22 protein-coding genes and 1 pseudogene are annotated in these 25,813 nt (G+C 61.1%); 16 read left to right on the top strand and 7 right to left on the bottom strand.

The features are described from left to right. Positions 1 to 412 precede the first annotated feature (412 nt). Positions 413 to 2,350, top strand: a complete 1,938-nt coding sequence (locus KUL97_RS13825; RefSeq protein WP_303246143.1) for a calcium-binding protein — start codon at positions 413 to 415, stop codon at positions 2,348 to 2,350. A 1,198-nt stretch (positions 2,351 to 3,548) separates the two neighbouring features. On the opposite strand, the gene KUL97_RS13915 is transcribed toward KUL97_RS13825, so the two are convergent. Beyond that, positions 3,549 to 3,857 (bottom strand): integrase core domain-containing protein, encoded by a 309-nt coding sequence (locus KUL97_RS13915; RefSeq protein ID WP_368656170.1) that lies wholly within the window; start codon positions 3,855 to 3,857, stop codon positions 3,549 to 3,551. A 352-nt stretch (positions 3,858 to 4,209) separates the two neighbouring features. On the opposite strand from KUL97_RS13915, the gene KUL97_RS13030 reads away from it, so the two are divergent. The 3 genes from KUL97_RS13030 (at position 4,210) to istB (ending at position 6,480) form a co-directional block, all read left to right on the top strand. Next, positions 4,210 to 4,866 (top strand): hypothetical protein, encoded by a 657-nt coding sequence (locus KUL97_RS13030; RefSeq protein ID WP_217797424.1) that lies wholly within the window; start codon positions 4,210 to 4,212, stop codon positions 4,864 to 4,866. A 65-nt stretch (positions 4,867 to 4,931) separates the two neighbouring features. Further along, positions 4,932 to 5,798, top strand: a complete 867-nt coding sequence (locus KUL97_RS13820; protein ID WP_303246142.1) for a hypothetical protein — start codon at positions 4,932 to 4,934, stop codon at positions 5,796 to 5,798. Next, a complete protein-coding gene (gene istB, locus KUL97_RS13025) occupies positions 5,725 to 6,480 on the top strand; it encodes an IS21-like element helper ATPase IstB (protein ID WP_303246141.1) in 756 nt (251 codons plus the stop codon). The genes KUL97_RS13820 and istB overlap by 74 nt, the downstream gene beginning before the upstream one ends. Positions 6,481 to 7,002: 522 nt before the next feature. Here istB and KUL97_RS13815 read toward each other — a convergent pair. Next, a pseudogene (locus tag KUL97_RS13815) lies at positions 7,003 to 7,140 on the bottom strand (IS3 family transposase); the annotation flags it as partial. Positions 7,141 to 7,710: 570 nt separating this feature from the next. Further along, complete coding sequence (locus KUL97_RS13020) at positions 7,711 to 9,657, bottom strand: tetratricopeptide repeat protein (RefSeq protein ID WP_217797422.1); 1,947 nt, start codon at positions 9,655 to 9,657, stop codon at positions 7,711 to 7,713. Between the two features lie 415 nt (positions 9,658 to 10,072). On the opposite strand from KUL97_RS13020, the gene KUL97_RS13015 reads away from it, so the two are divergent. Continuing rightward, positions 10,073 to 11,143: a glycosyltransferase gene (locus KUL97_RS13015; protein ID WP_217797421.1), complete on the top strand. Its 1,071-nt coding sequence runs from the start codon at positions 10,073 to 10,075 to the stop codon at positions 11,141 to 11,143. A gap of 142 nt (positions 11,144 to 11,285) precedes the next feature. Here KUL97_RS13015 and KUL97_RS13010 read toward each other — a convergent pair whose 3' ends face one another. Continuing rightward, entirely contained in the window at positions 11,286 to 13,847 is a 2,562-nt protein-coding gene (locus KUL97_RS13010; protein ID WP_217797420.1) for an ATP-dependent Clp protease ATP-binding subunit, read from the bottom strand. A gap of 150 nt (positions 13,848 to 13,997) precedes the next feature. Beyond that, positions 13,998 to 14,501, bottom strand: coding sequence for a ribosomal protein S18-alanine N-acetyltransferase (gene rimI, locus KUL97_RS13005; protein ID WP_217797419.1), 504 nt, complete (start codon positions 14,499 to 14,501; stop codon positions 13,998 to 14,000). Positions 14,502 to 14,535: 34 nt separating this feature from the next. On the opposite strand from rimI, the gene lysA reads away from it, so the two are divergent. The 7 genes from lysA to KUL97_RS12970 are packed head-to-tail and all read left to right on the top strand — an operon-like array spanning position 14,536 to position 20,968. After that, positions 14,536 to 15,936 carry a diaminopimelate decarboxylase gene (gene lysA, locus KUL97_RS13000; RefSeq protein ID WP_217797418.1) on the top strand — a complete coding sequence of 467 codons (1,401 nt, stop codon included), beginning with the start codon at positions 14,536 to 14,538 and terminating at the stop codon, positions 15,934 to 15,936. Positions 15,937 to 15,961: 25 nt separating this feature from the next. Next, positions 15,962 to 16,798, top strand: a complete 837-nt coding sequence (gene cdaA / locus KUL97_RS12995) for a diadenylate cyclase CdaA (RefSeq protein ID WP_368656169.1) — start codon at positions 15,962 to 15,964, stop codon at positions 16,796 to 16,798. After that, positions 16,795 to 17,592, top strand: coding sequence for an isoprenyl transferase (locus tag KUL97_RS12990; protein WP_254896531.1), 798 nt, complete (start codon positions 16,795 to 16,797; stop codon positions 17,590 to 17,592). The genes cdaA and KUL97_RS12990 overlap by 4 nt, the downstream gene beginning before the upstream one ends. An 11-nt stretch (positions 17,593 to 17,603) precedes the next feature. Next, positions 17,604 to 18,581: a biotin synthase BioB gene (gene bioB / locus KUL97_RS12985; protein WP_303246139.1), complete on the top strand. Its 978-nt coding sequence runs from the start codon at positions 17,604 to 17,606 to the stop codon at positions 18,579 to 18,581. Further along, positions 18,578 to 19,519: a rhodanese-related sulfurtransferase gene (locus tag KUL97_RS12980; RefSeq protein ID WP_217797416.1), complete on the top strand. Its 942-nt coding sequence runs from the start codon at positions 18,578 to 18,580 to the stop codon at positions 19,517 to 19,519. The genes bioB and KUL97_RS12980 overlap by 4 nt, the downstream gene beginning before the upstream one ends. A gap of 22 nt (positions 19,520 to 19,541) precedes the next feature. Continuing rightward, complete coding sequence (locus KUL97_RS12975) at positions 19,542 to 20,477, top strand: DUF952 domain-containing protein (protein WP_254896540.1); 936 nt, start codon at positions 19,542 to 19,544, stop codon at positions 20,475 to 20,477. Next, on the top strand, positions 20,474 to 20,968 hold the full coding sequence (locus tag KUL97_RS12970; protein WP_217797415.1) for a hypothetical protein: 495 nt from the start codon (positions 20,474 to 20,476) through the stop codon (positions 20,966 to 20,968). Before KUL97_RS12975 ends, KUL97_RS12970 begins: the two co-directional genes overlap by 4 nt. 32 nt (positions 20,969 to 21,000) lie before the next feature. Here the strand turns inward: KUL97_RS12970 and lipA are convergent, their stop codons facing one another. Then, positions 21,001 to 21,906, bottom strand: a complete 906-nt coding sequence (gene lipA, locus KUL97_RS12965) for a lipoyl synthase (protein WP_217797414.1) — start codon at positions 21,904 to 21,906, stop codon at positions 21,001 to 21,003. 4 nt (positions 21,907 to 21,910) lie between these two features. Beyond that, the gene (recR, locus tag KUL97_RS12960; RefSeq protein WP_217797431.1) at positions 21,911 to 22,489 is read right to left on the bottom strand and encodes a recombination mediator RecR; all 579 of its coding nucleotides are present in this window, start codon (positions 22,487 to 22,489) and stop codon (positions 21,911 to 21,913) included. Positions 22,490 to 22,593: 104 nt separating this feature from the next. Here recR and psbP point away from each other — a divergent pair, with 104 nt between their 5' ends. Genes psbP through KUL97_RS12940 form a run of 4 tightly spaced genes read left to right on the top strand, consistent with a single transcriptional unit; the run spans position 22,594 to position 25,811 of the window. Next, complete coding sequence (gene psbP / locus KUL97_RS12955) at positions 22,594 to 23,166, top strand: photosystem II reaction center PsbP (protein ID WP_217797413.1); 573 nt, start codon at positions 22,594 to 22,596, stop codon at positions 23,164 to 23,166. Continuing rightward, on the top strand, positions 23,166 to 24,263 hold the full coding sequence (locus tag KUL97_RS12950; RefSeq protein WP_217797412.1) for an FAD-dependent oxidoreductase: 1,098 nt from the start codon (positions 23,166 to 23,168) through the stop codon (positions 24,261 to 24,263). The genes psbP and KUL97_RS12950 overlap by 1 nt, the downstream gene beginning before the upstream one ends. A 19-nt stretch (positions 24,264 to 24,282) precedes the next feature. Continuing rightward, on the top strand, positions 24,283 to 25,623 hold the full coding sequence (locus tag KUL97_RS12945; RefSeq protein ID WP_217797411.1) for an NHLP bacteriocin system secretion protein: 1,341 nt from the start codon (positions 24,283 to 24,285) through the stop codon (positions 25,621 to 25,623). Further along, complete coding sequence (locus KUL97_RS12940) at positions 25,620 to 25,811, top strand: hypothetical protein (RefSeq protein WP_217797410.1); 192 nt, start codon at positions 25,620 to 25,622, stop codon at positions 25,809 to 25,811. Before KUL97_RS12945 ends, KUL97_RS12940 begins: the two co-directional genes overlap by 4 nt. Positions 25,812 to 25,813: the final 2 nt, after the last annotated feature.

Here is a 25,813-nt window from a genome sequence, read left to right as displayed (position 1 = left end):
GCAGCGCCGACGATATTTGGGGGGTAGCCCCCTGAGAAAATAGGTCGATGCCAGGTAAAACATTCTTTGCTCCAACCAGCTCACGCCTCAAAGCTTGCTGTTGATCAGCAGCTGAGGTGATGAGACAGAGAAGCCACCCGAGAGGGTGGCTTTTTTGTTGGCTGGATCGAGCTGACGCTGTAGCGTCGGGTCAGGAGCGGTGCCCCAGGATTTCCATGCAGCATTTCGAAGGAGTGTAAAATCCCTGTAGAGCTGATAATTGCCTACTACCCAAATTCAACTTTTTATGCATAGCAACTAATCTGCTGTGATACCCAGAAGTGGGTATTTGCTGAAATAAACGGCTGAGCATACTCGTGCAGCGCAGGTCTTGACAGGCGTGCTACAATAAAGTCGAAACACTTTCCGTGTCATGGCCAAGGAATTCCTTGTCGACATCCAGCTTGACGGCGCAACCAATGTTAGCGGCCTCAAGGTTAAGGCATTCAACAAGAAGACGGGTCGCCGTCTCGGCAGCGACATTTTCGACATCGACGGCAATGCAGACATTGATTCTAGCGTTAGGCAAGTCTTTAAAAATAAAAACAAGAAAATCAGATTTGAATTCAAGGATGTAAACGGATCCGCTCCGAACTACACAAAAAACGGTCAGCTTTTTGATTTCGATCCTTCACTGCAGAACAAAAACCTGCGTGTTGAGAAAGGCGAGATCGCGATTGATTTCCTTTACAACCCACGTGGCACAGCCGTAGGTCCTGCTCCTACCCCGACTCCGACTCCGACTCCGACTCCGACTCCGACTCCGACTCCTACCCCGACTCCTACACCTACACCTACTCCTACCCCGACTCCTACACCTACTCCTACACCTACACCTACTCCTACCCCGACTCCTACTCCTACCCCGACTCCTACTCCTACCCCGACTCCAACGCCCACGCCCACGCCAGCACCAACAGCTTTTACTGTTACTCAGAACAATGCTGACAGTGCCTCACTTGTAAGTCTCTCTACATCGCTAAACGCTGCTCCGAATAATTTAAACATTCAATCTATTTCTGGCCCGCCGTCACCTTCCCCCACAAGCCTCACTACATTTAGTGGTGGATCCGGTTCAAATCAGACTATATTCCTGTCAGGCTCCACGTCATATTCTCTCCAGTCAACAACTGGCTCTACAACAAGCTCGGTTAATGCTCAAGTCATTTTTGTGGGTTCGTCGCCAATCAATGCAGCTGATTCCCTGATCAGTCTTGGAACAGCTGAGCCCAGTTTCAATGGAACCGCATCCAGCTCTGATCTTAACGTTATTTCTGGTATTAACGTAGGTATTACTTCTAACACCTTCACTATTTCGCAGGGTTCAGGAGTCGATAATACTATCTTGGGAGGCAGCGGTAACGATTATTTGTTTGCTGGCGGCGGCAACGACTCCCTCAGTGGTGGCGATGGTTCTGATTCGCTTCAGGGCGGCGCTGGAAATGATGTAATGACTGGTGGTAACGGCACTGATACTTTCTTCGTAGATCTCGGCTCAGATACCATTACAGACCTGCTGACGACTGATACGGTGGCCGATGTCCTCGTCGTTAGCTCAGGCGCATCTGTAGTGGCCACGTCTAGTAGGTTTACAGCTACATCTGTGACTTCAAACTCGGGGACGGCAACGATTACCGCCCCTGCTGGAACAGCAGTGAATTATGACCTCTCTGCCGCCATTGGCACTAATGGTTATTCACTAGTTGGCTCAAGTTCTAACGACACACTTGAGGGTTCCAGTTTCGCAGACACCATCACCGGTGGACTGGCTGCAGATACACTGACTGGCGGTACTGGAGCCGATCAGTTTAGATTCACCTCTGGCCTGACTATTGATACTGTTACCGATTTCACCTCAGGTCAAAATGATGTTGCGGCATTCAGCCTTGGTTCCCTAGAAGCTGCTAATGCTACTTTTGTGGGGGCAACAATCGATTTTGTCCAAGGCAGTAATGCATCTGTTGTCGCAGGTGCACCAATTACTGTTCAAGATATTGGTGGTGCTATTACAATCGGTGCAGCTACTAATGTGTTTAACTACACAGCCGCATCTGTAGCAAACGCTGCAGCTTTGGAGACAGACTTGGAAAACTTAGCTATTACGACTAATGGCGCTCTGACTGCGAACGATTCGTTTGTCATCCAGTACAACGTCAGTACTGGAGTGCAGAGGCTTGCTGTGGCAACCGTTACTAGTAACACCGCTGCTGCTACTGCCATTGGTGCTAACTGGGAAGTCACTGATATCGCTGTTCTCAGTGCTGGTGTGAGTACGCCCCTTCTTGGTGCAAACTTCTCATTCATTGCCTGATCTTTGGCGATGTTTTAATTCAAGCCCCTTCTCGGAGGGGCTTTTATGGCCGCCCTTTGAGGCGGCTTCTTGATGGGACGCCAATCACCGCGTAAAACCTATCTAGCTCAGCCCCACCACCCCCTGACAACTAACCTCACCCCTCCGTGGTATAGCATTCAATTTCTTGCCAGCCTCGCTTACTCATGCCTTTCAACGTATTGCCCACTGTCACCTTCTTCAAACCTCCGCCTTTTCTTTATTAGTCAATCAGTCCTTCGGTCACATCCATCGCTGCCCAGTTTGTCAATGTTGGACAATGGCCAGTTACTGCATATTCTGTCTCTTATACATCAGTTGCTCCACAGGGATACCCTGGTGATCGCGGCACGGCTCCAGGTGGCTACTGAGGGCGTAAAAATATATGGCGCTGCTTCTACTGTCGACCTTGTAGACGCAAACGTTGCACTGGCCTGACTTGGAATCAAGAAACTGAATTAGCTCTTATGTCAGCTTTCCATCCGTCAAGACTTGGCCGTGAGAAGCTCCAAAAATCCAAACTATATACACCCGACAATATCAACCGCAATCTTCGAACTGCTGAGCAGCTCCTCAACCAATGCCATACTCTCGCTGATTTCTGTCGCTCCCTTAAGGAATCGGCTCCGAACTTTCACCGCTGGCATCGGCTCTACTGTTGGATGAAGGCTACAGAGGCAAAACGCTTGAAGGAGTTGGATCAGGAGAATGCCCGCCTCACGCGCTTGCTGGCTGACGCTGAGCTCGACACGGCAATGCTTAAGGCGCTTGTGAAGGCAAATTCTTTGCCTGGAGCGACGCCGCAGAGACGTATCCCTTCTGCAGGATCGATATCGGTTGTCTCAGTGACGTCGCTGCCGTCTGGCGGGCCAGAACCGCATACCCAACACGGTGTCAGCGATCGAGGAGCAGAAAATGCGCAGGCGAATTCGGGACCTTGCCCAGTGCCACGTGCGTTGGGGCGCCGGCTTCAGTGCAGGCGGCCCCGGTGGATGGCTCGAGCATCAATCACAAGCGGGTGCAACGCATCTAGCAGGAGGAGGGGCTGCGGCAGTGTCCCTACGCGCCTACGCAAGCGATCGAGGCCTTCCGGTGGCAAATGGGAACTGTTCGGGCCGAGTATCCCCACCACATTTGGCCACTCATTTTCAATTCGATCAGACCATGGATTGGCGAGCCCTCAAATTCCTGATGACGTGACCCCCTTCATGGTCCAGGAGCAATGAGAGTGAGTGGTCATGCAGCAGCTGCTTGATCTGCCTCCAGGGGCGTACCCCCCTGGAGAGCTGAATGGGGGCCTGAGGGTGTTGTACTCCCAGCGCCAGCGAATGGCCAAGCCCTGGGCCTCAGGATCCGTGACGATGAGGTATTCATCCCTGAACCGTCTGTTGAAGGATTCAACAATGCCGTTCTGCCATGGCGAGCCTGGCTCGATGTAGGTGGTGGCTGTGCCGCTGTTCTTGCACCAAGTTCTGAGCGCGTGGACAATGAACTCGGGGCCGTTGTCGATGCGGATGATGCCGGCGGTTGATAGAGGCTGGTGTCCTCCTCCATCACGGCCATCACATCCTTGGCGTTACAACGCCGACCCACACGCATCGCCAGGTACAAACGGCTGTTCTCATCCATCTCGTTCAGGAACTTCAGTCGCCGACCATCGGCGGTGGCGTTGAACTGGACGTCCATGGCCTACACCTGGTACGGGTGTCCGACGACAATCAGGTTGAGGGGTCGCGCCAAACAGGTTGACCGCTCTGGAGGGGTTGCGCTGAATCCGGTTGCCATGCGCAGGGCACCGGGTCATGCCTGCTCCCCTCACCGCTCAACAGATTGCGCTGTACATGTCCAAACGACGAGCCGGCAGCCGCCAGGAGGTGGCTGCCGCAGCGGCGGGCATTTCGGCGAGCAGTGCTCACCGGATCGACTCCGGTCGCTTGCAACCCAAGTCCGCCAAGCCCCGCGGCAGACGACGCGCTGACCCATTGGCGGCGGTGTGGGAGCCGTTGCTGCTGCCCCTGCTTGAACACCATCCGGCCCTCACGCCCACCACGCTGCTGGAGCATCTGCAGGAGCAAATGCCAGATCAGGAGTGGAGTTCGGTGAAACGCACGCTCCAGCGGCGTGTGCAGCAATGGAAGGCCCTCCATGGCCCGGCGCCTGAGGTGATGTTCCCGCTGGCGTATCAGCCCGGCGAGATCGGCTTCTGTGATTTCACCAAGGTCAAGCGGGTGGACATCACCCTGCGGGGAGAACCGTTTCCGCACCTGCTGTTCCACTACCGCCTGGCGTGGAGCGGCTGGGCTTACGGCCAGGTGATCCATGGCGGCGAGAGCTTTGTGGCGCTCGCCGAGGGTTTGCAAAACGCCCTGGCTGCCTGCGGTGGGGTGCCAAAAGAACTGCGCACGGATCGCCTATCGGCCGCCAGCCGGAACCGTGACGGCAGCTACGCCCTCGACACACCCCTCGCTACCAGGCGCTCTGCGCTCACTACGGCCTGAGCGCCAGCCGTAACAACCGCGGCGTGGCCCATGAAAACGGGATCATCGAGGCACCGCACGGCCACGTGAAACGGCGGCTGGAGCAAAAGCTGATCCTGCGCGGCAGCTGCGATTTCGAGGAACCCGCCGAATATGGCGAACTGCTGGCGGAGGTGTTCAGCGCCCTCAACGCCCGGCGCCAGCGGCGCTATGAGCAGGAGCTGGAACACCTCTCAGCGTTGCCAGCCTTCCGCTTTGCGGACTACGAGCTGCTGACGGTGCGGGTGCGGAGCACCAGCACGATTGAGGAGCGCCAGGTTGTCTACTCCGTTCCGCCAAGCCTGATTGGCCGTCAGGTTGCGGTGCTGTTGCACCATGACCGGCTGGTCGTCTACCTCGGTCGCGACTGGGTTTGCCAGCTCCCACGTGCCTATGGCGACTCCGGCGAGAAGCGCGCCTGGTGCATCGATCTGGAGCACTTGATCGACGGCCTGCGTGCCAAACCGAGGGCGCTGCTCCATTGCCGCTACCAGCGCCACCTCTTCCCCGACCAGCGCTGGTGGGACTTCTGGCAGCACCTGCTCGCTGGCGGTGACCATGACGGCGCTGCTCGCTTGTATACGAAGCGAAGCGGAGTGGGCCGGAGGCCCTTGGTTGAGGCGCTGTATGTGGCCGTGCGGGTGGCGTCCTTTGAGCTGGTGCTCGCCTTCCTGCAGAAAGCCCATCAACGCAAGGCTCTGTCTCTCTCGCTGTTGCAGCAGCGCTTCCGGGTGCCGCCGCGTCGCAGCGCCCTGCCTGATCCCGTGATCCCCCAACACCTGCTGGCCTCCTATGACCACCTCCTCTCCGGTTCCCCGCTCGCAGGCGGTGGAAGCGGCCTTGCCACTCCTGCTCAAACAGCTGAAACTCGCGCGCTTTCGCAGCCACTGGCAGCCGCTCTGCCAGCAAGCTGAGGCAGAAGGCTGGAGCCCGGCCCAGTTCCTCTATGCCCTCTGTGAGCAGGAGGTTGACCACCGCCTGATTGCCCGGCGCCAACGCTTACTGCGCGAGGCGCATCTCCCGTGGCAAAAGGGACTGGATGGCTTTGATCACCAGCACCTCGAACCCAAGCACTGGCAGGAGCTCCAGGTCCGCTCCCGCAGCCACACCTGGCTGCTACAGGCCGAGAACCTGCTGCTGTTTGGACCAAGCGGTGTGGGCAAAACCCACCTGGCCATTGCGATCATGATGGCGATGATCGAGCAGGACCAGGCCTGCCGCTTCTTTCCTGCCACGGCCCTGGTGCAGCTGCTGCAGAAGGCCAAGGCCAGCTATGAGCTGCCGGCGCTGATCCAGAAGCTGGATCGCTACAGCCTGTTGGTGATCGACGACATCTCCTACGTGCGTCGCAACGAGCTCGAGACCTCGGTGCTGTTTGAGCTGATCTGCCATCGCTACGAGCGCAAATCCCTGCTGGTGACCTCCAACCAGCCGTTCAGGGAGTGGGACGAGATCTTCCCCAGTGGATCGATGACCGTGGCGGCGGTGGACCGGCTGGTGCACCACTGCTACATCGTGGGCATCAAGGGTGATAGCTACCGGCAGAAAGCAGCTGCTGCACGGGTTTCTAGCGATGCAATCGACCCGCCTACGTAATTGACGCGAGCGTCATGGCGGTCACGATCAACACCACCAACGCTGCAGCCGAGCAGAAGCAAGGCGGCGACACGACAACGGGGCCAGCTGGCGTGAGATTGACGCGCAACCCACAACTTGATTGACGCGTCGCGACAGCCTGGTCACGATCACGATCCCAACAGCGTTCTCAGCCGCCAGGAGGGATCAGAACAGCCGGACCCACCGGTCAATCAGATTGACGCCACACATCAACCTGATTGACACGGGACATCCTCCTTCCGCCAAAGGCGGTGCACGCGCTTGTGGTTCACCAACTACCTTTCCCGCCTGAGCATGCGGTACGCCATCCGCCGGCCCCAACGGATGTCCTCGGCTGCGATCTCTCGGAGCCGTTGCCCCAGCTCGGCCTCCTCGATGTTGACAACCTTGCCGGCATGCCGCTGGGTGCTGTGGTGTTGGCTCACCACCCTGCAGGCGAACCGCTCCGATACCCGGAACGACGCCGCAGGGCCACTACGGCCCTGCGGCGTCGTTCCGGGCTCAGAAGTTTCCCTCGGCCAACTCCTTGAGCATCGCCTCCTCCAACTCAGCTTCTGCCAGAAGCTTCTTGAGACGGGTGTGCTCCTTCTCCAATTGGGTCAGCCGTTTCGTCTCCTCGGCCTGCATGCCGCCGTACTGCTGCTTCCAGTGGTGTTAGGTCGGCTGGGTGACCTCGATAGCGCGGCAAACGTCGGCTACGGTTTTGCACTGGCTGATCAACTGCTCAGCGGTCTTGAGCTTGCGGTTGATCTGCTCGGCTGTGTGGCGGATGCGCCATGGTGAAGTCCCCAGCCCAGTCTGGCCGGATCAGGACTCTCATTCACCCTGGACCGACTTCCGGGGGCCACGTCACCATTGTGAAGCTGCTGCTTCCACTGCCTCACCTGGATCGGGTTGATTGCGTGATTAGCGGCAATCTTCTGGATCGTCTTGCGACCACTGATCTGCTCTATGGGGACTCGAGCTTAAATATAAGAATGTGCGTGCTGCGCCTGCTCATTGATGGGAGCCCCGATCAGGGGCGGTCCACCGGTTCAGAGTTAACGAAGGGGACCGTCCATAAAACCAGTCTGGCTTAGTATGGTCTGCTTTGGATCTATTTCTGATTATTACTATGGAGATATTCCCTCAATTCTCGTTGTCCTAGGTTGTTAATCAATGGCCCGATGCTAGGCAACTTCTCGACCCTAGCTAATACCCTCGCACTGTCTACGAATATTTCTGTCTTTTGCTTCGCAAGTTCGTGGCAAGCTCCTGCAACGCCATGCTCCAGTCTCCATCACTTGTCTGACGATAAATAGTGACAGACTGATACCAGACTGTTGAACTCTTACCAAGTCCCCAGTAAAAGTGTGGCGATGCAGGAACTAATAGATGTGTTTCGACACCTAGTGCGCCTGCTAAATGGGCCGTGATGTTCGATATTGTGATTACAGCGTCACAAGCACTTATCAGTGAGGCAAGGCCATCGATATCATTCATTGTGTTCAGGCTAGCGATTTCGGTTATGGATACGTTGCAGATTTTGAATGCGGCTGCGATATCCATGGCGCAGTCTCCGTACTGCAGGCTGACAAAGTCTGCGTCAACTTCGGCTATATGTGATGCAATCTGACTTAATGGAATACATTTCTTTCTGTTGTAGTATTTTTGGCCGTATGACTTCCAGCTTAAGCCAATCTTTCTTCGTCTGCTAGAGCCTTGCATTAAGTCTTGAAAGGCAACGCCCCTCTGCTTGTCGGGAATCAAGTAACTCTCTGGCTGATTTGTGAAGGTGCGTGAATGTTGCCTAAAGTGTTTCCCAAGGTCTCCCATCGCAATCTGTGCACTAAAGTCGGAATGGTCTACTTGGTCGTCTTCACTTAGTATCTCAATGCATCCTCTAAACGAACGCTTAAAAAGAGGAACCAGTCTCCTGTCTACTTGTACTGTGACGTGCGAGCACGAGCGCTCCATTTCGCTTAACATGGATGCAAACAAAATCTGGTCACCAATTCCCTGTTCAGCAGTAATTAGTACACGATTTCCTTTTTCCCCGTTCCACTCATCCAGTCGATTGAACGTGTCTATTCTGGTATTGTCTTTCCCATTCTTGCTACTACGATAGCCAAAATTCTTCCAGCCTTCTTTATAGTTATTTCTTATAAGCTGGTAGAGAGAAAGGCAGAATCTGGCTGAGTCGTTGTCAGGCTTTATCGCAATGGATCTCATTGTATTCAGTTCTGCTTCTTCGTGCATACAAAGCTCGCCATATATAGTCCCTAGGTTCATGTGGGCTATTGGATCGTCCGGCGCTAGTTCCACTGCTTTTGATGCCGCAATTAGCGCTTCATCTAATCTTCCCAAATCCCTACATATTGCCCCAAGACTTCTAAATGCCATTTGGTTTGTTTTACTTAAGCTGATCGCCTTTGACGTTGCATCATAGGCCTCTTTGAGCCTCCCCATCATATGCCACAAGATGCCAAGATTGCTGTACGCATCTGAGCAAGATGGATCCAGCTCGATGGCCTTTAGAGTGTATCTCAATGCTAATTCTGTTTGGCCTAACTGCTTGTAAATTGTGGCTAGAGTGAGGTGGCTTAGGCAATGACTAGGCATTAATCTTATGGCTTCTTCTACTGCTGCTTTTGCTTTATCCGGTTGATTTGCCTCCATCAGGATTAGCCCTAAATTCAAGTGTGCAGGGCCGTAGCCCGGATTAATGCTTATGGATTTTTGTGTTGCGGTCAAGGCCTCATCTAGTTTATTCGCCTTCTTGAGATATGCACCCATATTGCCTTGTGCGACTGCATTCTCTGGATTTATCTCGATTGCTCTTCTTGTGTATTTAATGGCTTCATTTGTCTTGCCCTGCTCGTGATATATGCTCCCTAGATTTGCGTAGGCATCGGAATATTCCGGATCTACTGATATTGCCAGCCTGTAATAGTATACTGCTTCTTCAGGCCTCCTTGTTTCCTTGCAAATCACCCCCATGTTTGTGAATATAGTTGCACTCTTGTGCCCTCCTTCGATAATCTTTCTGTAGAGCTGTTCTGCCGCCTGTACGTTGCCAGATCTGTGGGTGGATAGGGCCTGTTCTACCAGCTCATTTCTATTGCATCTGGCTGCCCTCTTGCTGTCTTTCTTTTTTGAATTGCCAAAGCCTGTCATCGCCGATCCTTTTAATTGTCTGATTCTACAGCGGTTAGGGCTAATGCCTTCTTTTGATACCAATAGTCTCCTGGGTTGGTAATCCGCTGTCTTTATGTTTTCTTGGTTCTATTCTCTAGGTTGGTTATGCATATTGCTTGCGCGCTTGCTCTGGCTGTGTTCCATGTTTTCAGTCATCTAAATTGCTTTTGTTTATCCATCTATGCTTTGCTGCTTGTCGGGTGATGACCCTGCTGGTTTGTCCTCCTGTTTATTGTTAATATCGCTCAGGTCTCCTGGGGTGCTGGCGGAGCCTATCGCTGCGGCTATAATACCTCTGTTGTTAGCGAAGGTCTAAGTCACCACCTGCTCCTCCTTCTGCTAGGTATTGTCCTTCCTACTTGGATGAGTGCTTTAGTGACTCGACCATCCTAAGTTGGCCATCCAAGAGGGATTCGGGGGTTTTCTTTTGATGCAAGGTAAGTCCCCCTTTCGTGTTCGCGCCCTTTGTCTGCCAGATATCGATTCTCCTATTGGAGGGGTCAAGCAGCTGTATCGCCATGTAGAGCATCTCGTTGACTTAGGACTTGATGCCGCAGTCGTTACGGAATGTCGTGGATTTCGTCCAGCCTGGTTTGAAAGTGATGCCCCTTCATATTCCCTTCAGCAGTGTGTTAATGCTGGTGACTTTAATCGCAATTTCTGCATTATCCTACTCCCAGAGACTTATCTAACTGTTGACTGGTGCAACTTCTGGGGTGTAAATCTCTCGCTCAACGCTCGTGTTGTCCTCAACCAAAACGCCTATTACTCTTACGAGTCTCTGCAGACTCTTGCTGCAAAGCCATTGTCCGCCTTTTATGACCATCCTTCTGTCCTCCAAGTTTTTTCGATCTCTGAGGACAACCACCTTTTCCTTTCGCGTAATCTTGGCTTGCCCGATTGTCGCCTGAGTCGCATCATCAACGCTGTTGAGCCGATTTTCCGGCCTGATCAGCCTAAGGAAAACCTCTTGTATTGGATGCCACGCAAAAACCCCGAACATGTAAAAGCTGTATTGCTGGGCATGCAACGCGGCGGCATGCCCTATAACCAAGGTTGGAAGGCCAGATCTATGGATAATCTCACCCATTTTCAGGTTGCTGAATGCCTTAACACGGCCCGAATCTTCTTGTCCTTTGGGCATCCTGAGGGGTTCGGCCTTCCCATTGCTGAGGCGATGGCGTCTGGGTGCTGGGTTGTTGGTTACAGCGGTGGAGGCGGTTCTGAGTTGTTCCGCTACGGTGCTTCTTGCCATGTTGCCTTCGGCGACTGGGCGGGATTCCTCGATGGCATCGAGCATGCATTGGAGTCTTTCGCGCTGAGGCCGCGAGAAACAGAATTACGCCTCCGCCGACAAGCGTCTGCTGTTTCTGCTTTATATTCTCACGAACAAGCGAGAGCGTCCATCGCGGGCGCTTGGCAGAGAGTATCTGAGGCTTTTACGGTTTGGAAGCAATCCCTTTAAGTGTTTAGTCTGCACCGTTCTGCAGTTAGTCTGCCGCCTATGACTTAGTTGCGTCTTAAGGCTTGATCCTTTGCTATGACGGCTGTCTCGCCAAATAATAAAGCCCGGCATTTAAGCCGGGCAAAATGTCCTTTCGGATCGATCACCCAGCGACACCCGCAAGGGCTGGTCTGGACATTTCGCCCTGCTTGTGGATCACTACCTGCTTCTTGTCATCCACGTCCACGGCAGCGCTGTCGCCTTCGCCGATGCGACCGGAGAGGAATTCCTCGGCGAGGGAGTCTTCGAGCAGGCGCATCACAGCACGGCGCAGCGGGCGAGCGCCGTAGCTGGGGTTGTAGCCCTCTTCTACCAGGCGTTCTTTGAACGCTTCGGTGACGGAGAGATGGATGCCTTTCTCGCTCATGCGGCTGAACACCTCCTTGAGCATGATCTCGGCGATCTCCTTCACCTCATCGCGGCTGAGCTGACGGAAGACGATGATTTCATCGAGACGGTTCAGGAACTCAGGGCGGAAGTACTGCTTCAGCTCTTCGTTCACCAGCGAACGGATGCGGTTGTAATTGGTCTCTTCCGCATCGGCGCCGGAGAACTCGAAGCCCAGGCCGCCGCCACCCTTCTCGATCACCTTCGAACCGATGTTCGAGGTCATGATGATCAGGGTGTTCTTGAAGTCCACCGTGCGCCCCTTGGAATCGGTCAGACGACCGTCTTCCAGCAGTTGCAGCAGCAGGTTGAACACGTCGGGGTGGGCTTTCTCGATCTCGTCGAACAGCACCACGGTGTAGGGGCGGCGGCGCACCGCCTCAGTGAGCTGTCCGCCTTCGTTGAAGCCCACATAACCCGGAGGCGAACCGATCAGCTTGCTGACGGTGTGGCGCTCCATGAACTCCGACATGTCGAGGCGGATCATCGCCTCTTCGCTGCCGAAGAAGTAGGCCGCCAGCGATTTGGTGAGCTCGGTTTTGCCAACGCCGGTGGGGCCGGAGAAGATGAAGCTGGCGATTGGGCGGTTGGGGTTCTTCAAGCCCACGCGGGCGCGGCGGATCGCGCGCGACACAGCCTTCACGGCTTCGTCCTGACCGATCAGGCGCTGGTGGAGGGTTTCCTCCATATTCAGCAGCTTGGCCGACTCGCTCTCGGTGAGTTTCTGCACGGGAACGCCCGTCCAGGAGGCCACGATCTGGGCGATGTCTTCCTCCGTCACCATCGGAGTGCGGTCGTCGACTGAGGGATCAGCCACAGCCGTCGCCGTTGCGGCGGTGGCTTCGGCTGGAGCCTCCGCTCCGGCTTCAGCAGCCTTGGCCTCGGGCTCTTCCTTGCGGGTCTGCAGGATCGAGCGGATCTGATCGCGCAGTTCCACTTCTTTGTCGCGCAGTTCACCTGCTTTGGTGAAGTCCTGCTCGCGAACGGCGTCTTCCTTCTCCTTCTGGATGGCGCGCAGTTGCTTGTCGATCTCTTTGGCTGCCGGCGGCAGCTTGGAATTCATCAAGCGCACGCGGCTGCCGGCTTCATCGATCAGGTCGATGGCCTTGTCGGGCAGGAAGCGATCGGAGATGTAGCGATCCCCCAGGGTGGCGGCGGCCACCAGGGCTTCGTCGGCGATCTTGAGGCGGTGGTGCGCCTCGTAGCGCTCCTTCAGGCCGCGCAGGATCTCGATGGTGTCGTCGACCGACGGCTCACCCACCTGTACGGGCTGGAAGCGGCGCTCCAAGGCGGCATCCCGTTCGATGTGCTTGCGGTATTCATCGAGCGTGGTGGCGCCGATGCACTGCAGCTCGCCGCGAGCCAGCGCCGGCTTGAGGATGTTGGCGGCATCGATGGCGCCCTCAGCGGCGCCGGCGCCGATCAGGGTGTGCACTTCGTCGATCACGAGGATCACGTTTCCGGCACCCCGGATCTCCTCCATGATCTTCTTCAGGCGCTCCTCAAACTCACCGCGGTATTTGGTGCCGGCCACCAGCAGGCCGATGTCGAGGGTGAGAACGCGCTTGTCTTCGAGGATGTCGGGCACATCGCCGGAGTTGATGCGCTGAGCCAGGCCCTCGGCGATGGCGGTCTTGCCCACGCCGGGCTCGCCAATCAGCACTGGGTTGTTCTTGGTGCGGCGCCCCAGGATCTGGATCACGCGCTCGATTTCGTGCTGGCGGCCCACCACGGGGTCGAGCTTGCCGTCGGCAGCCTGCTGCGTGAGGTTGCTGCCGAATTCATCGAGGGTGGGGGTTTTGGTGGAGCCTTTGCCACCGCCACCACCGCTGGCCACCTCGGCGGTTTCGCCGAGCATGCGGATCACCTGGGTGCGCACCTTGGCCAGGTCGACACCGAGGTTCTCGAGCACGCGCGCGGCGACGCCTTCGCCTTCACGGATCAGGCCCAGCAGCAGGTGCTCGGTACCGATGTAGTTGTGCCCGAGCTGCCGCGCTTCCTCCAGCGAGAGCTCCAACACCCGTTTGGCTCTTGGCGTGAACGGGATCTCCACGGCCACGAAGCCGGAACCGCGGCCGATAATCTTCTCTACCTCAACGCGAGCGTCCTTGAGGTTGACGCCCATCGACTTGAGCACCTTGGCGGCCACACCGGTGCCCTCACCGATCAGGCCCAGCAGGATCTGCTCGGTGCCCACAAAGTTGTGCCCCAGGCGGCGGGCCTCCTCTTGGGCCAGCATGATCACCTTGATGGCCTTCTCGGTAAACCGCTCGAACATGGGCGGGGCCTGTTGCGTGTACTCCCAACTTATCAGGGTTGGCCTGGGGAGTGTGGCGTAACCACTGAATCGGGGAAAACCACTGGCGCAGCTGGCTTCTGTAGGCAGAGTTTCAACAACTCAAGCTGCACACTTCTTCGGATGTTCGCATCAGGAATGGGCGGCAATCCGAACCTCTCCCATGTCCTGTAAACCGCGCCATTGGATCAGAGCGTCGTCGCCATTGCGGTAGTAACCGCGACGGATGCCCGCGGTGGTGAAGCCGCTGCGCCGGTAAAGGGCCTGGGCAGCTGCGTTCGAGCCGCTCACTTCAAGCGTGGCGTTGACGGCGCCGCGCTGGTGGGCTGCGCGCAGCAGTGCCGTGAGCACCTGCTCGCCATAGCCCCGGCGGCGTTGATCGGGCATCACCGCCACGGCGCCGATCTGTAATTCATCGAGCACCAGCCAGCCGCTGGCCACAGCGATCAGGCGTTGGCCGTTGAACAAGCCGATCACCAGCCGTTCGCTCTGGTTCAGCTCCTCTTGCCATTGCGCTGCACTCCACAGCCCATCGAGGGCGGCCTGGTCGAGGGCCAGGCAAGCGCCGTGATGCTCGGGCCCCAGGCGCTGAACGCTGGCCGAGCTGGCGGCTGGGGGCTCTGTCTCGAATGACACCAGCTGCTGGAGGGGCTCTTCATAGGATCGCCTGATGACCAGTACCCGTGAAGCTGCTCCCGCAGCGCACTCCGCCGCCGATCTGCGGCCCTACGAAGCCGGGCGCGATGCCGCCAGCCCCAACCGCAACCTCACGCCTGTCACCACAGGGATCGACCCGGAGGGTCGGCTGGTGGTGGGAGGTTGCGTCCTCAGCGACCTGGCACGCCGCTACGGCACACCGTTGTATGTGCTCGATGAGGCCACCCTGCGCGGCACCGCTCAGGCCTATCGCAAGGCCCTCGCGTCGCACTACCCAGGCTCCGCCTTGGCGCTCTACGCCTCTAAGGCCAACAGCAGCCTGGCGATCACGGCCGTGGTGGCTTCGGAGGGGTTGGGCCTCGACGCCGTGTCAGCCGGCGAGCTGCTCACCGCGGTGCAGGGGGGCATGCCCCCGGAGCGGATCGTGTTCCACGGCAATAACAAGAGCCTCGAGGAGCTGCGTCTGGCGGTGGAGCTGGGGGTCACGGTGGTGGCCGACAACTGGCTCGATCTCGAGCAGCTGGCCAGCCTGCAGCCGACCCATCCCGTGCGGCTGATGCTGCGCTTCACCCCCGGGATTGAGTGCCACACGCACGAATACATCCGCACCGGACACCTCGATAGCAAGTTTGGCTTTGACCCCGACCAGCTGCAGGCGGTGCTGCAGCACCTCAGCCAGTGCAGCTGGGCCCAGGTGAGCGGCTTGCACGCCCACATCGGCTCGCAAATTTTTGAGCTTCAGCCCCATCGGGATCTCGCTGCGGTGATGGCGGATGCCTTGAAGCTGGCCCGTGAGATGGGCCATCCCGTGAGCGATCTCAACGTGGGCGGCGGCCTGGGGATTCGTTATGTGGAGAGCGACGATCCGCCGTCGATCGATGCCTGGGTGCGCACGGTGGCCGAAGCCGTGGCCGTGGCCTGCCAGGAGCGGGGCCTGGAGCTTCCCCGCTTGTTGTGTGAGCCCGGCCGCTCCCTCGTGGCCACCTCGGGCGTCACCCTTTACAGCGTGGGCAGCCGCAAAGACATCCCCGGCATCCGCACCTACCTCTCGGTGGATGGCGGTATGAGCGATAACCCGCGCCCCATCACCTACCAATCCCAATACACCGCCGTGCTGGCCGATCGGCCCGAGGCTGAGGCCTCCGACAGCGTGACCCTGGCGGGCAAGCACTGCGAATCCGGCGACGTGCTCTTGAAGGATCTGGCGCTGCCCCCGGCCACCACGGGCGATGTTCTCGCGGTGTTTGCCACCGGTGCTTACAACGCTTCGATGGCGTCGAACTACAACCGCATTCCCCGCCCGGCGGCGGTGATGGTGCACGACGGCATGGCCGAGGTGGTGCAACGCCGGGAGCAGCCGGAAGACCTGCTGCGCTACGACGTTCTGCCCGAGCGGCTGCGGCCGGTAGCCTGAGCCGCAGCGTGCGTTGAATCTGAGGGTGTTCGGGGCGTTGGCCGGAATCCAGCTGGGAGCGGTGCTGGATCTCCTGCTCGCCACCGCCCTCGGGATGGTTTTGCTGGCGCGGGTGAATGAGCCGCGCACCCTCTGGTTGCTGCGGGGCTACCTCACCCTTGTGGCTCTGGCCTGGGTGGTGCAGCGCTACGCCAACTTGCCGCTCACCAGCAAGCTGGTGGATGCGCTGGTGATGGCCTGCAGCCTGGCCCTGGCAATCCTGTGGCAAGGGGAGCTGCGCCGCTTGATGGAGCTTCTCGGTACGGGCCGCTTGGATGTGCTCTTTGGCAGTCAGCGGGGCGACAAGCTGGCCTCGGGCTCGTCGGCCGTGCTTAGTGAGGCGGCGGGCCGGCTGTCGCAATTGCGGCGTGGGGGGCTGATTGTGGTGGATCTCGGCAGCGATCTGCGCCCTGAGGACTTCCTCAACCCCGGCATTGCCCTCGATGCCCAGCTGTCGGCCGATCTGCTGCTCAACCTGTTTGCCGTTGACACCCCGCTGCACGACGGCGCCGTGCTGGTGAAGGGCAACCGGATCCTTTCAGCGGGGGTGATCCTGCCGCTGTCCCGTCAGGGTCTGAATCGTTACGGCACACGCCATCTGGCAGCGCTCGGGATCACCGAGCGCTTTGATCGCTGCCTTTGCATCGTGGTGTCGGAAGAAACGGGCACCCTCTCGATGGCCCGTCAGGGCCGTCTTGAGCGCCCGCTCACCAGTAGCCGTTTGCAGGAGTTGCTCGGCGAATCGCTGGCCCAGAGCAGTAAGCCAGCCGCTAAGGGGGGCGGGCGTAGCGTGGCCATGGATAAGGCTGAGTCCAACCCATGAGTCGCTCCCTGGCGACCGCTACTGCTGTCCAGGGGAACCGGCCTTCCCGTGCTGTGCTGCCCGCCGGCCTGGACCCCGCCCGATTGCCGGCCCATGTGGCGGTGATCATGGATGGCAATGGCCGCTGGGCCCACCAGCGCAAGCTGCCTCGGGTGATGGGGCACCGTGAGGGTGTGGAAGCGCTGAAGCGCACCCTGCGCCTCTGCAGTGATTGGGGCATCGGGGCGCTCACCGCCTATGCCTTCTCCACGGAGAACTGGAGCCGCCCGGGCGAAGAGGTGAGCTTCTTGATGACGCTGTTTGAGCGGGTGCTCGCGCGCGAACTGCAAGCGCTTGAAGAGGAGCAGGTGCGCATCCGCTTCCTCGGCGATCTGGAGCAACTGCCCGATGGGCTGCAGCAGTTGATCGCCGATGCCACCCGCCGCACCGCCGCCAATACGGGCATCCACTTCAACGTGTGCACCAATTACGGCGGCCGCCTTGAGTTGGTGCGTGCGGCGCGGTTGCTGGCGGAGCAGGTGGCGCGCGGCGAGCTGGATCCGGCCGCGATTGACGAACAGCAGTTCGCCGATCAGTTGTTCACGGCCGGTGAGCTCGATCCCGATCTGCTGATCCGCACCAGCGGCGAACAGCGCATCAGCAACTTCCTGCTCTGGCAGCTGGCCTATGCCGAGCTGCACATCACCGATGTGCTCTGGCCCGATTTCAACGAAGCGGCTCTCACCGCCGCCCTGCTCGATTACCAGAGCCGGCAGCGCCGCTTTGGCGGTGTTGAACCCCACGCGTCCCGATGAGTTCCAGCCCCTTGACCCTCCCTGCCCTCGAGCTGCACCACGACTGGAGCACAGCCGAGATTCAGAACCTGCTGGAGCTGCCGCTGATGGATCTGCTCTGGCGCGCCCAGGCGGTGCACCGGCAGGCCAACCCGGGCTACCGGGTGCAGCTGGCGTCGCTGCTCAGCGTGAAAACCGGTGGCTGCGAGGAGGACTGCGCCTATTGCCCCCAGTCGATGCACAACAGCAGCGACGTGACGGGCCGCCCCGAACTGGAGGTGGAGCCGGTGCTGGCTCGGGCCCGCGCTGCCAAGGAGGCCGGCGCCCATCGCTTCTGCATGGGCTGGGCCTGGCGCGACATCCGCGATGGAGCCCCGTTTGAAGCGATGCTGGCGATGGTGCGCGGCGTGCGCGAGCTGGGCATGGAGGCCTGCGTGACCGCCGGCATGCTCAACGACAGCCAGGCCGAGCGGCTGGCGGAGGCTGGGCTCACCTCCTACAACCACAACCTCGACACCAGCCCCGAGCACTACGACCGGATCATCACCACCCGCACCTTCCAGGAGCGGCTGGAAACCCTGCAGCGGGTGCGCCGGGCGGGCATCTCGATGTGCTGCGGCGGGATCATCGGCATGGGTGAAACCCTCACTGATCGGGCCTCGCTGCTGCAGGTGCTCGCCGCGATGAACCCCCATCCCGAGAGCGTGCCGATCAATGCCCTGGTGGCAGTGGAAGGCACGCCTCTCGAGGAGCAGCCGGAGGTGGATCCGCTGGAGCTGGTGCGGATGGTGGCGGTGGCGCGGATCCTCATGCCCTACAGCCGTGTGCGCCTCAGCGCCGGCCGCGAAACGATGAGCCAGGAAGCTCAGGTGCTTTGCCTGCTGGCCGGGGCGGATTCGATCTTCTACGGCGACACCCTGCTCACCACCGGCAATCCGGATGTGGCCGCTGATCAGGAGCTGCTCGCGGCCGCCGGTGTGACCCCCTGGCAGGAGGCGGTGCCGGCGTGAGCGTGCAGGTGGCGGCCTTCTATGGCTTCACAGCCATGGCGGAGCTGCTGGTGTTGCAGGCGGAGCTGCGCGCTTTGGCCGAGGCCGGAGGCGTGCGCGGCACGATTCTGCTGGCGGCAGAAGGCGTGAACGGCACCATCAGCGGCCCGGAAGCTGGCGTGCAGGCGGTGTTGGCTCGGTTGCGGCAGCTGCCCGGACTAAGCGGCCTGGAGGCCAAATTCAGCGAAGCGTCACAGCAGGCGTTTCACCGGCTCAAGGTGCGGCTCAAGCGCGAGATCGTGACCATGGGCTGCCCCACGGTGAAACCCGCCGAGCAGGTGGGCACCTACGTGCCGCCGCAGCAGTGGGATGCCTTGATCCGCGATCCCGAGGTGCTGGTGGTGGATACCCGCAACGCCTATGAGGTGGCGGTGGGCACCTTTGAGGGGGCGATCGATCCGGGCACCGAGAGCTTCCGCGAGTTTCCGGCCTGGGTGGAGCGTGAGCTGCGGCCCCTGGTGGAGCAGCGCCAACCCAAGGCGATCGCCATGTTCTGCACCGGCGGCATCCGCTGCGAGAAGAGCACGGCCTATCTGCTGCAGCAGGGTTTTGAGAACGTGCATCACCTGCAAGGCGGCATCCTGCGCTATCTCGAGGAGATGCCCGAGGAAGGCAGCAGCTGGCAGGGCGAATGCTTTGTGTTTGATCAGCGCGTGAGCGTGAACCATCAGCTCGAGCCCGGCAGCTACAGCCTCTGCCATGCCTGCGGCCTGCCGCTCTCGCCCGCCGATCGTGAGCTTCCTTCCTACCGGGAGGGCGTGAGTTGCCTGCATTGCCTGGATCGCTTCAGCGACGCCGATCGCGAGCGCTTCGCTGAGCGTCAGCGCCAGATGCGGCTGGCGCGGGAACGCGGTGTGCAACACATCGGTGGTGGTGCTGGTGCGGCCTGTTCTCTATAGCTTTCGCCGCTGCCCGTATGCGATGCGGGCCAGGTTGGCGTTGGCCGCGGCGGGTTTGCAGCCGGGGCGCGACGTTGCGTTGCGGGAGGTGGCCTTGAAGGCCAAACCGCCCGAGCTGCTGGCCGCCTCTGCCAAAGGCACCGTGCCTGTGCTGGTGTTGCCCGATGGGAAAGTGCTGGAGGAGAGCCTGGCGATCATGCGCTGGGCGCTGGCGCAGGTCGATCCCCAGGGTTGGCTCACGGGCTGGAGCAGCGCTGAGCATGGGTTGATCGAGAGCCTGCTGGCGCAGAACGACGGCCCGTTCAAGCACCACCTTGATCGCTTCAAGTACCCCGATCGCTACCCCGGTGAGACATCGGAAGAGCATCGGCTCGCGGCCCTCGCCATCCTGCGGAAGTGGAGCGCACGCCTGGGGGGCGGCGGCTGGCTGCTTGGGGATCGACCCGCTCTAGCGGATTGGGCCTTGCTTCCGTTTGTGCGGCAGTTCCGCCTGGCGGATCCCGAAAGCTTTGATCAGGAGCTGGATCTGCAGCCGCTGCAGCGCTGGCTGCTCCGCTTTCTGGAGGATCCGGCTTTTGCGGCGGTGATGGATGCACCCTGGGCCCAGCGCTGCGCCTGGCGATCACCCGGCTGGCTCTATCACCTGGCGCTGCGCGCTGAGTGGAACCACGCACGCCGTGAAGGCAGCTATTGCCGCTCCACCCGCGGTCAATCGCTGGAGGAGGTGGGGTTCATTCACCTCAGCGCTGCTCACCAAGTGGAGGCCACTGCCCAGCGCTTCTATGCCGATGTACCCCCTGGTGAGCTGCTGTTGCTCACGATCGATCCCGCGCACTTGGCTGCCGCGGGCCTGGAGCTGCGCCATGAGCCAGCTCCAGGAACTGGTGAGCTGTTTCCGCATCTCTATGGCGCCTTGCCACTCGAGGCTGTGTTGTTGGCGCAGCCCTTCACCGCATGACGCTCCCTTCCCTCGCTGAGATCGAGCAGCTGGCCGCGGCGCGAGGGCTGTTGCTGCGCCTGCAGGTGAAGCAGGCACTGGCGGTCACCACCCTGCGGGTGGTGGTGGCGCGTCCGCGGCAGGGGCAGGGGCCGTTGCTGCTCGGGGAGCTCAAGGGCTGGGCCCTGCCGCTACTGGCGGGGCTGCAGCTCGACACGATGCGCGTCCAGGGCACGGACACCCAGGGTGTGGGTGCCTTGATCTGGGCCGCCACCTTCGCCTGGGCCCTGGAAGCCACCCCCTGCCGCAGCGCCCGGCTTTTGGCGATCCGCGATAACGACCAGCAACACCGCCGCTTGGTGCGCTATTTCCGCCAACTGGGTTTTGAACCGGTGCGGGAGGTGGGTGCCGCAGCGATGGATCTGCCCCTGCGTTTGGTGTGGGGGGGTGCGGGGTTGCTGATGCGCGGCGACATCACGGCGGGGCTCGAGCGCATCCGTCGTCGCCTGTGATCGTTGCAGCGATCGATTCCGCATTCAGGCAGCTAGGTGCGGTCTGCGGCGTGGTAACTGCTGCGCACCAGGGGGCCTGAGCGCACATCGGCAAAGCCCAGCTCCCGAGCGATCTGCGCCAGCTGCTCAAATTCAGCGGGGGTCCAATAGCGATCCACGGGGATGTGGGCCAGTGAGGGCCGCAGATACTGGCCCAGGGTGAGGCGCTGGCAATCCACGGCGAGCAGATCCTTCAGGGTCTGCACCACCTCCTCAAAGCGTTCGCCTAGCCCCAGCATCAGGCCGCTTTTGGTGGGGATCTGGGGGGCCAGCTCCCTGGCGGCGGCCAGCAGCCCTAGGGAGCGGCTGTAGGTGGCGCCGCGGCGCACTTCGCCCTGCAATCGCTCCACGGTTTCGAGGTTGTGGTTGAAGCACACAGGCCCTGCCTCAAGCACGGCGGCTAGCCGTTGGCGTTGGGCGGCGATTGCCTCGGCTTCGTTGCGGTACCCACCCCAGAAGTCGGGTGTGAGCACCTCGATGGCAATCAGAGGATTGCGCCGGCGGATGGCTGCCATGGCGTTCGTGAACAGGCAAGCACCGTGGTCGGCCAGGTCGTCGCGGGCGACGGCGGTGAGCACCACGTAGCGCAGCCCCATGGCCTCAACGGCCTCCGCCACCCGTTCGGCTTCATCCGTATCAAAAGGAGCAGGAGCCTGGCCCTTTTCCACCTGGCAGAAGGCGCAGCTGCGGGTGCAGATCGGGCCCCCCAGCAGGAAGGTGGCGGTGCCGGCGGCGTAGCACTCGCCGCGATTGGGGCAGCGGCCCTCTTCGCAGATGGTGTGGAGCCGCTGTTGCTTCACCACCGTTTGCACTGCCTCCAAGGCACTGGCATTGCCGATCGGCGAGCGGATCCACCCCGGTAACCGTTCTTTGGGTGGGGTAGCGCTGTAGCGACTCATGGGGTTAGTCCATCCGCCGCCGCCCTTCCAGGGCGCGCGCCAGGGTGACCTCATCGGCGTATTCCAGTTCGCTGCCCACCGGCAGCCCGTAGGCGATGCGGCTCACCTGGGTGAAGGGTTTGAGCAGCCGAGCCAGATAGAGGCTGGTGGTGTCGCCCTCCACCGAAGGCGTGAGCGCCAGGATCACTTCGCTGACGCCATCACGATCCACCCGCTCCACCAGCGGTTGGATCTGCAGCAGTTCGGGGCCTACCCCATCCATGGGGGAGATCAGGCCGCCGAGCACGTGATAGCTGCCCTTGAATTCGCGGGTGCGCTCCAGGGCCAGCAGGTCGCGGGAGTCGGCCACCACGCAGAGCACGCCGGTGTTGCGCTCCTCGTTGCGGCAGATCTCACACAGGGGGTCGGCTGAGAGGTGGTAGCAGCGCTGGCATTGCCCCACCTGGCTCTTGGCAGCGAGCAGCGCATCGGCGAAGGCCTGAATCTGCTCGCTCGGTTGGCGTAGCAAGTGCAGGGCCAGGCGCTGCGCTGTGCGCGGTCCGATGCCGGGCAGCCGCTCGAACTGATCGATCAGTCGGGCCAGGGGGCGGGTGAAGCCGCTCAGGGCGCTGCCGGTAGCTGGGGGGAATCTAGGCGGGGTGGCCGGGCCAGCGGGCCAGAATGCGGGTCGCTCGCCAGCCCAGCCGCATGCTGCCCTCGCCGTTCTCCGCGCACTCCCGCCGGGCCCCGCTCACTGCCCTGTTGGCCGTGCTGCTGGCGGTGGTGCTCAGCGCCTGCAGTGCCGCCGCCGCTGGCCTGAATTCCTACCAAAGCCCAGATGGGCGCTACGCCTTCCTCTATCCCACCGGCTGGACACGGGTGCAGGTGACCGATGGCCCGCAGGTGGTGTTCCACGACCTCATCAATGCCGATGAAACCCTGAGCCTGGTGGTGTCGGATGTGAACAGCACCAACAGCCTCGAAAATCTCGGCAGTGCTGTGGCCGTGGGCGAGAAGCTGCGCCGCGTGGTGATCGCCCCCGAAGGCAGCGGCCGCGAGGCCGAGCTGGTGGAGGCCTCCGAGCGCGAAGACGGTGGCCGCACCTTCTACGACCTCGAATACGCCGTGCACCTGAGCGATCGCGATCGCCACGAGCTGGCCACGGTGGTGGTGGACCGCGGCCGCCTCTACACCTTTGCTGCCAGCACCAATGAGGCCCGTTGGCCCCGTGTGGAGGGCCTGTTCCACCAGGTGATCAGCTCCTTCACCCTGCGCATCTGATGGCAGGCGCCCCCGCCGGCGTGGTGATTGTGGGCGGGGGACTGGCGGGTGCACTGCTGGCCCTGGAGCTGCGCCAGCTCGGGGCCGCGGTTTGCCTGATCGATGCGGTTCCGGCCGATGGCACCGCCTCCGCCACGGCGATCAGCTACGGCGTGATCCCCGGCTGGCCCCTGGCTGCCACACCCCTGGCCCGCTTGGCGGCGGGGGCTTCGCGCTGCTGGCGTCAGTTGCAGCGGCGCCACGGCCCCCTCGGTTGGCGGCGCTGCGCCCTGCGCTTGCAGGGGCCGAACCGTGGTCTGAGTGCTCTGGCCCGCTTGGGGGTGCTGCCTGTGGCTCAGGTGGATACCGCTGTGCTCAGCGAGCGCTTGCCGGCGGCGCTGGCGAAGGCCGGGGTGGAGCGGTGTGCCGCCAGGGTGCAGGCCATCGCGCCAGAAGCGGGTGGTTGGCGGCTGCAGCTGAGCGATGGCCGCTGCCGCAAGGCCGATCAGCTGGTGTTGGCGGCGGGGGCCGGCTGCCGCCGCCTTTGGCCGGCCTTGCCGCAGAGCTTCCGCAGCAGTTGGGCGGCGGTGCTTGAACTGCAGGCCTTCCCAGCGGCGCTGGGTGTGCCGGCGGCCTGGTTGCCCCAGGGGTTTGCGCGGCTGGCTTTGGAGCGTCGTGCGGCTGGGTTGGAGGAGCCTGCCTGGGTGGTGGATCCGGGCCTTGTGCCCTGGGGCCGCGGCGCTTTGCTTGGGCAGCACACCTGGATCGCGCCCTCAGGTGCCGCCGCCGGGCCGCCGCCGGCGCCGTGGTGTGAGCAGCAGTTGCGCCAGGCGTTGGCGGAGCGTGCGGTGTTGATGGTGCAGGCCAACGCTGAGGTGGCTGGGCTGCACCAGGCGGCGGTGGCCTTCAGTAGCAATGGGGCCCCCTTGGCGGGCGCCGTCGACGGCGCTCCAGGGCTGTGGCTGTTCACCAGTTTCAGCGGGGCCTTTGCCCAGGTGCCGGTGTTAGCTCCGTTGCTCGCCCGGTGTGTGGTGCAAGACAGCCAGGGGGCTCAGGACGCGGAGCGCCGGCTGCAACAGCTGGGAGTGTGGCCGAAGGGGGCTGACAGCGGCAACTGATTCCTGCAAGCTGGCGGCCATGACACAGGCCTCCCCCACTGCCGACGCGCCTTGGTACCGCCGGCGTGCTCAGCAGCTGCGTGAGCGTTGGCAGGGGCTGAGCGACCACAACCAGGTGGGTGTTTGCCTGGCAGGGGTGACCGGTTCGGTGGTGCTGTGGGCCTTGGTCTGGCCGGTGCCCACGGAAGTGAAGGGCACCGGGGTGCTCATTTATCCGGAAAACGCCGGCATCCTCAATGCCCGCTCCGGCGGGCAGGTGCGCGAGGTGTACGTGCGGGTGGGGCAGAAGGTGAAGAAGGGCCAGGTGTTGATGCAGCTCTATCTGCCGGTGCTCGAGCGGCAGCTGGAGCAGCAACGCGGCAACCTGCGCCAGCTTGAGCGCCACAACGAGAAGCTCGACTACCGCGACGCGCTGCGTTTGCTCACCGAGAAGCGCGCCCTCGACACCGCACTGGCGAAGTACAGCGACGATCGGCGCCGCTACGGCGAGCTGCAGTCGACGTATTCGAGCAAGTTGCGCAACCTGGAATGGTTGGCGAAGCGAGAGGTGGTGGCGCCGCTTTCCTCTGCCGTGGTGTCGGCCGAGCAGGGCCTCACCAGTACCAGCGTGAATCTCGATGACGTGAAGATCAACGAGCGCAACGTGGTGACGAGCTACCAGCAGGTGAAGCTCAACATCGAGACCCAGGCCCTGCAGCGCCGTTATCAGATCGACGATCTCAAGCGTGAGATCGAAGTAACGGAAGCCAAGATCGCCTACGACGGCAAGGTGCATGCCGAACGCGATGGCACCGTGCTCGATCTGCAGGTGATCCCTGGCCAGACGGTGAGCACCGGCCAGCGGCTGGGCACGATCGGGCGCCCCGAACAGCCCAACGCCAAAGACCGGCCCTTGAAGGCTGTCGCCTACTTCCCGCCGGCCGATGCCCGCCGCCTGCCCCTGGGCCTGCCGGTGGAGGTGGTGCCGCTGTGGAAGCAGCGGGGCCGGTTCGGCGGGATTGTGGGCAAGGTGAACCAGGTGCTTACGCTCCCCGCCACGGAGGACGACATCTCCACCACCATTGGCAACCCTCAGCTCGCCAAGGAGCTCACCAAGAACGGCCCGGTGATGCGCAGTGAAATTGAGCTGGAGCATGATCCAAGCAGCGTGGATGGCTACCGCTGGACCCTCTCCGGGGGCAGCGGCGTGTTCCCAATCCGTGAAGGCCTCACAATCTCCACTCACGCCTATGTGGAGTGGCGATCGCCGATCACCTACGTGATCCCCGGCCTGCGTTCGCTCACCGGCGGCTACCGCACCCCCTGGATCGACCTGCGCTGGAACCTGCCATTCCTGCGCCAGCCCGACACCCTCCAATGACCCCTCGTTTGCCCCCCATCCGCAATCAGCTGCTGCGCCAGGAGCTGCCTTGGCTGGTGAGTGAGGTGGTGTTGCTGCTGATCCTGTTCAACGCCAACCCGCCGGAGCTGTGGTTCTGGCTGGTGGTGCTGGTGGTGGTGTTGCTCTATCGGATCGAGCGCTGGTGGTCGTCGCGGCCCAACGCCTGAGG

It is taken from the genome of Synechococcus sp. HK05, assembly GCF_019104765.1.
In the GTDB taxonomy this organism is placed as follows: Bacteria; Cyanobacteriota; Cyanobacteriia; order PCC-6307; family Cyanobiaceae; genus Vulcanococcus.
This window is presented reverse-complemented; position numbering and strand designations above follow the sequence as displayed.

Excerpts from the sequence above, each read along its gene's own strand:
- KUL97_RS13010 (WP_217797420.1), bottom strand. The coding sequence starts at position 13,847 with ATGTTCGAGCGGTTTACCGAGAAGGCCATCAAGGTGATCATGCTGGCC.
- KUL97_RS13825 (WP_303246143.1), top strand. The coding sequence starts at position 413 with ATGGCCAAGGAATTCCTTGTCGACATCCAGCTTGACGGCGCAACCAAT.
- lysA (WP_217797418.1), top strand. The coding sequence starts at position 14,536 with ATGACCAGTACCCGTGAAGCTGCTCCCGCAGCGCACTCCGCCGCCGAT.
- KUL97_RS13020 (WP_217797422.1), bottom strand. The coding sequence starts at position 9,657 with ATGACAGGCTTTGGCAATTCAAAAAAGAAAGACAGCAAGAGGGCAGCC.
- KUL97_RS13030 (WP_217797424.1), top strand. The coding sequence starts at position 4,210 with ATGTCCAAACGACGAGCCGGCAGCCGCCAGGAGGTGGCTGCCGCAGCG.
- KUL97_RS12990 (WP_254896531.1), top strand. The coding sequence starts at position 16,795 with ATGAGTCGCTCCCTGGCGACCGCTACTGCTGTCCAGGGGAACCGGCCT.
- KUL97_RS12940 (WP_217797410.1), top strand. The coding sequence starts at position 25,620 with ATGACCCCTCGTTTGCCCCCCATCCGCAATCAGCTGCTGCGCCAGGAG.
- KUL97_RS12970 (WP_217797415.1), top strand. The coding sequence starts at position 20,474 with ATGACGCTCCCTTCCCTCGCTGAGATCGAGCAGCTGGCCGCGGCGCGA.
- lipA (WP_217797414.1), bottom strand. The coding sequence starts at position 21,906 with ATGAGTCGCTACAGCGCTACCCCACCCAAAGAACGGTTACCGGGGTGG.
- KUL97_RS12945 (WP_217797411.1), top strand. The coding sequence starts at position 24,283 with ATGACACAGGCCTCCCCCACTGCCGACGCGCCTTGGTACCGCCGGCGT.
- KUL97_RS12950 (WP_217797412.1), top strand. The coding sequence starts at position 23,166 with ATGGCAGGCGCCCCCGCCGGCGTGGTGATTGTGGGCGGGGGACTGGCG.
- psbP (WP_217797413.1), top strand. The coding sequence starts at position 22,594 with ATGCTGCCCTCGCCGTTCTCCGCGCACTCCCGCCGGGCCCCGCTCACT.
- KUL97_RS12975 (WP_254896540.1), top strand. The coding sequence starts at position 19,542 with ATGCGGGCCAGGTTGGCGTTGGCCGCGGCGGGTTTGCAGCCGGGGCGC.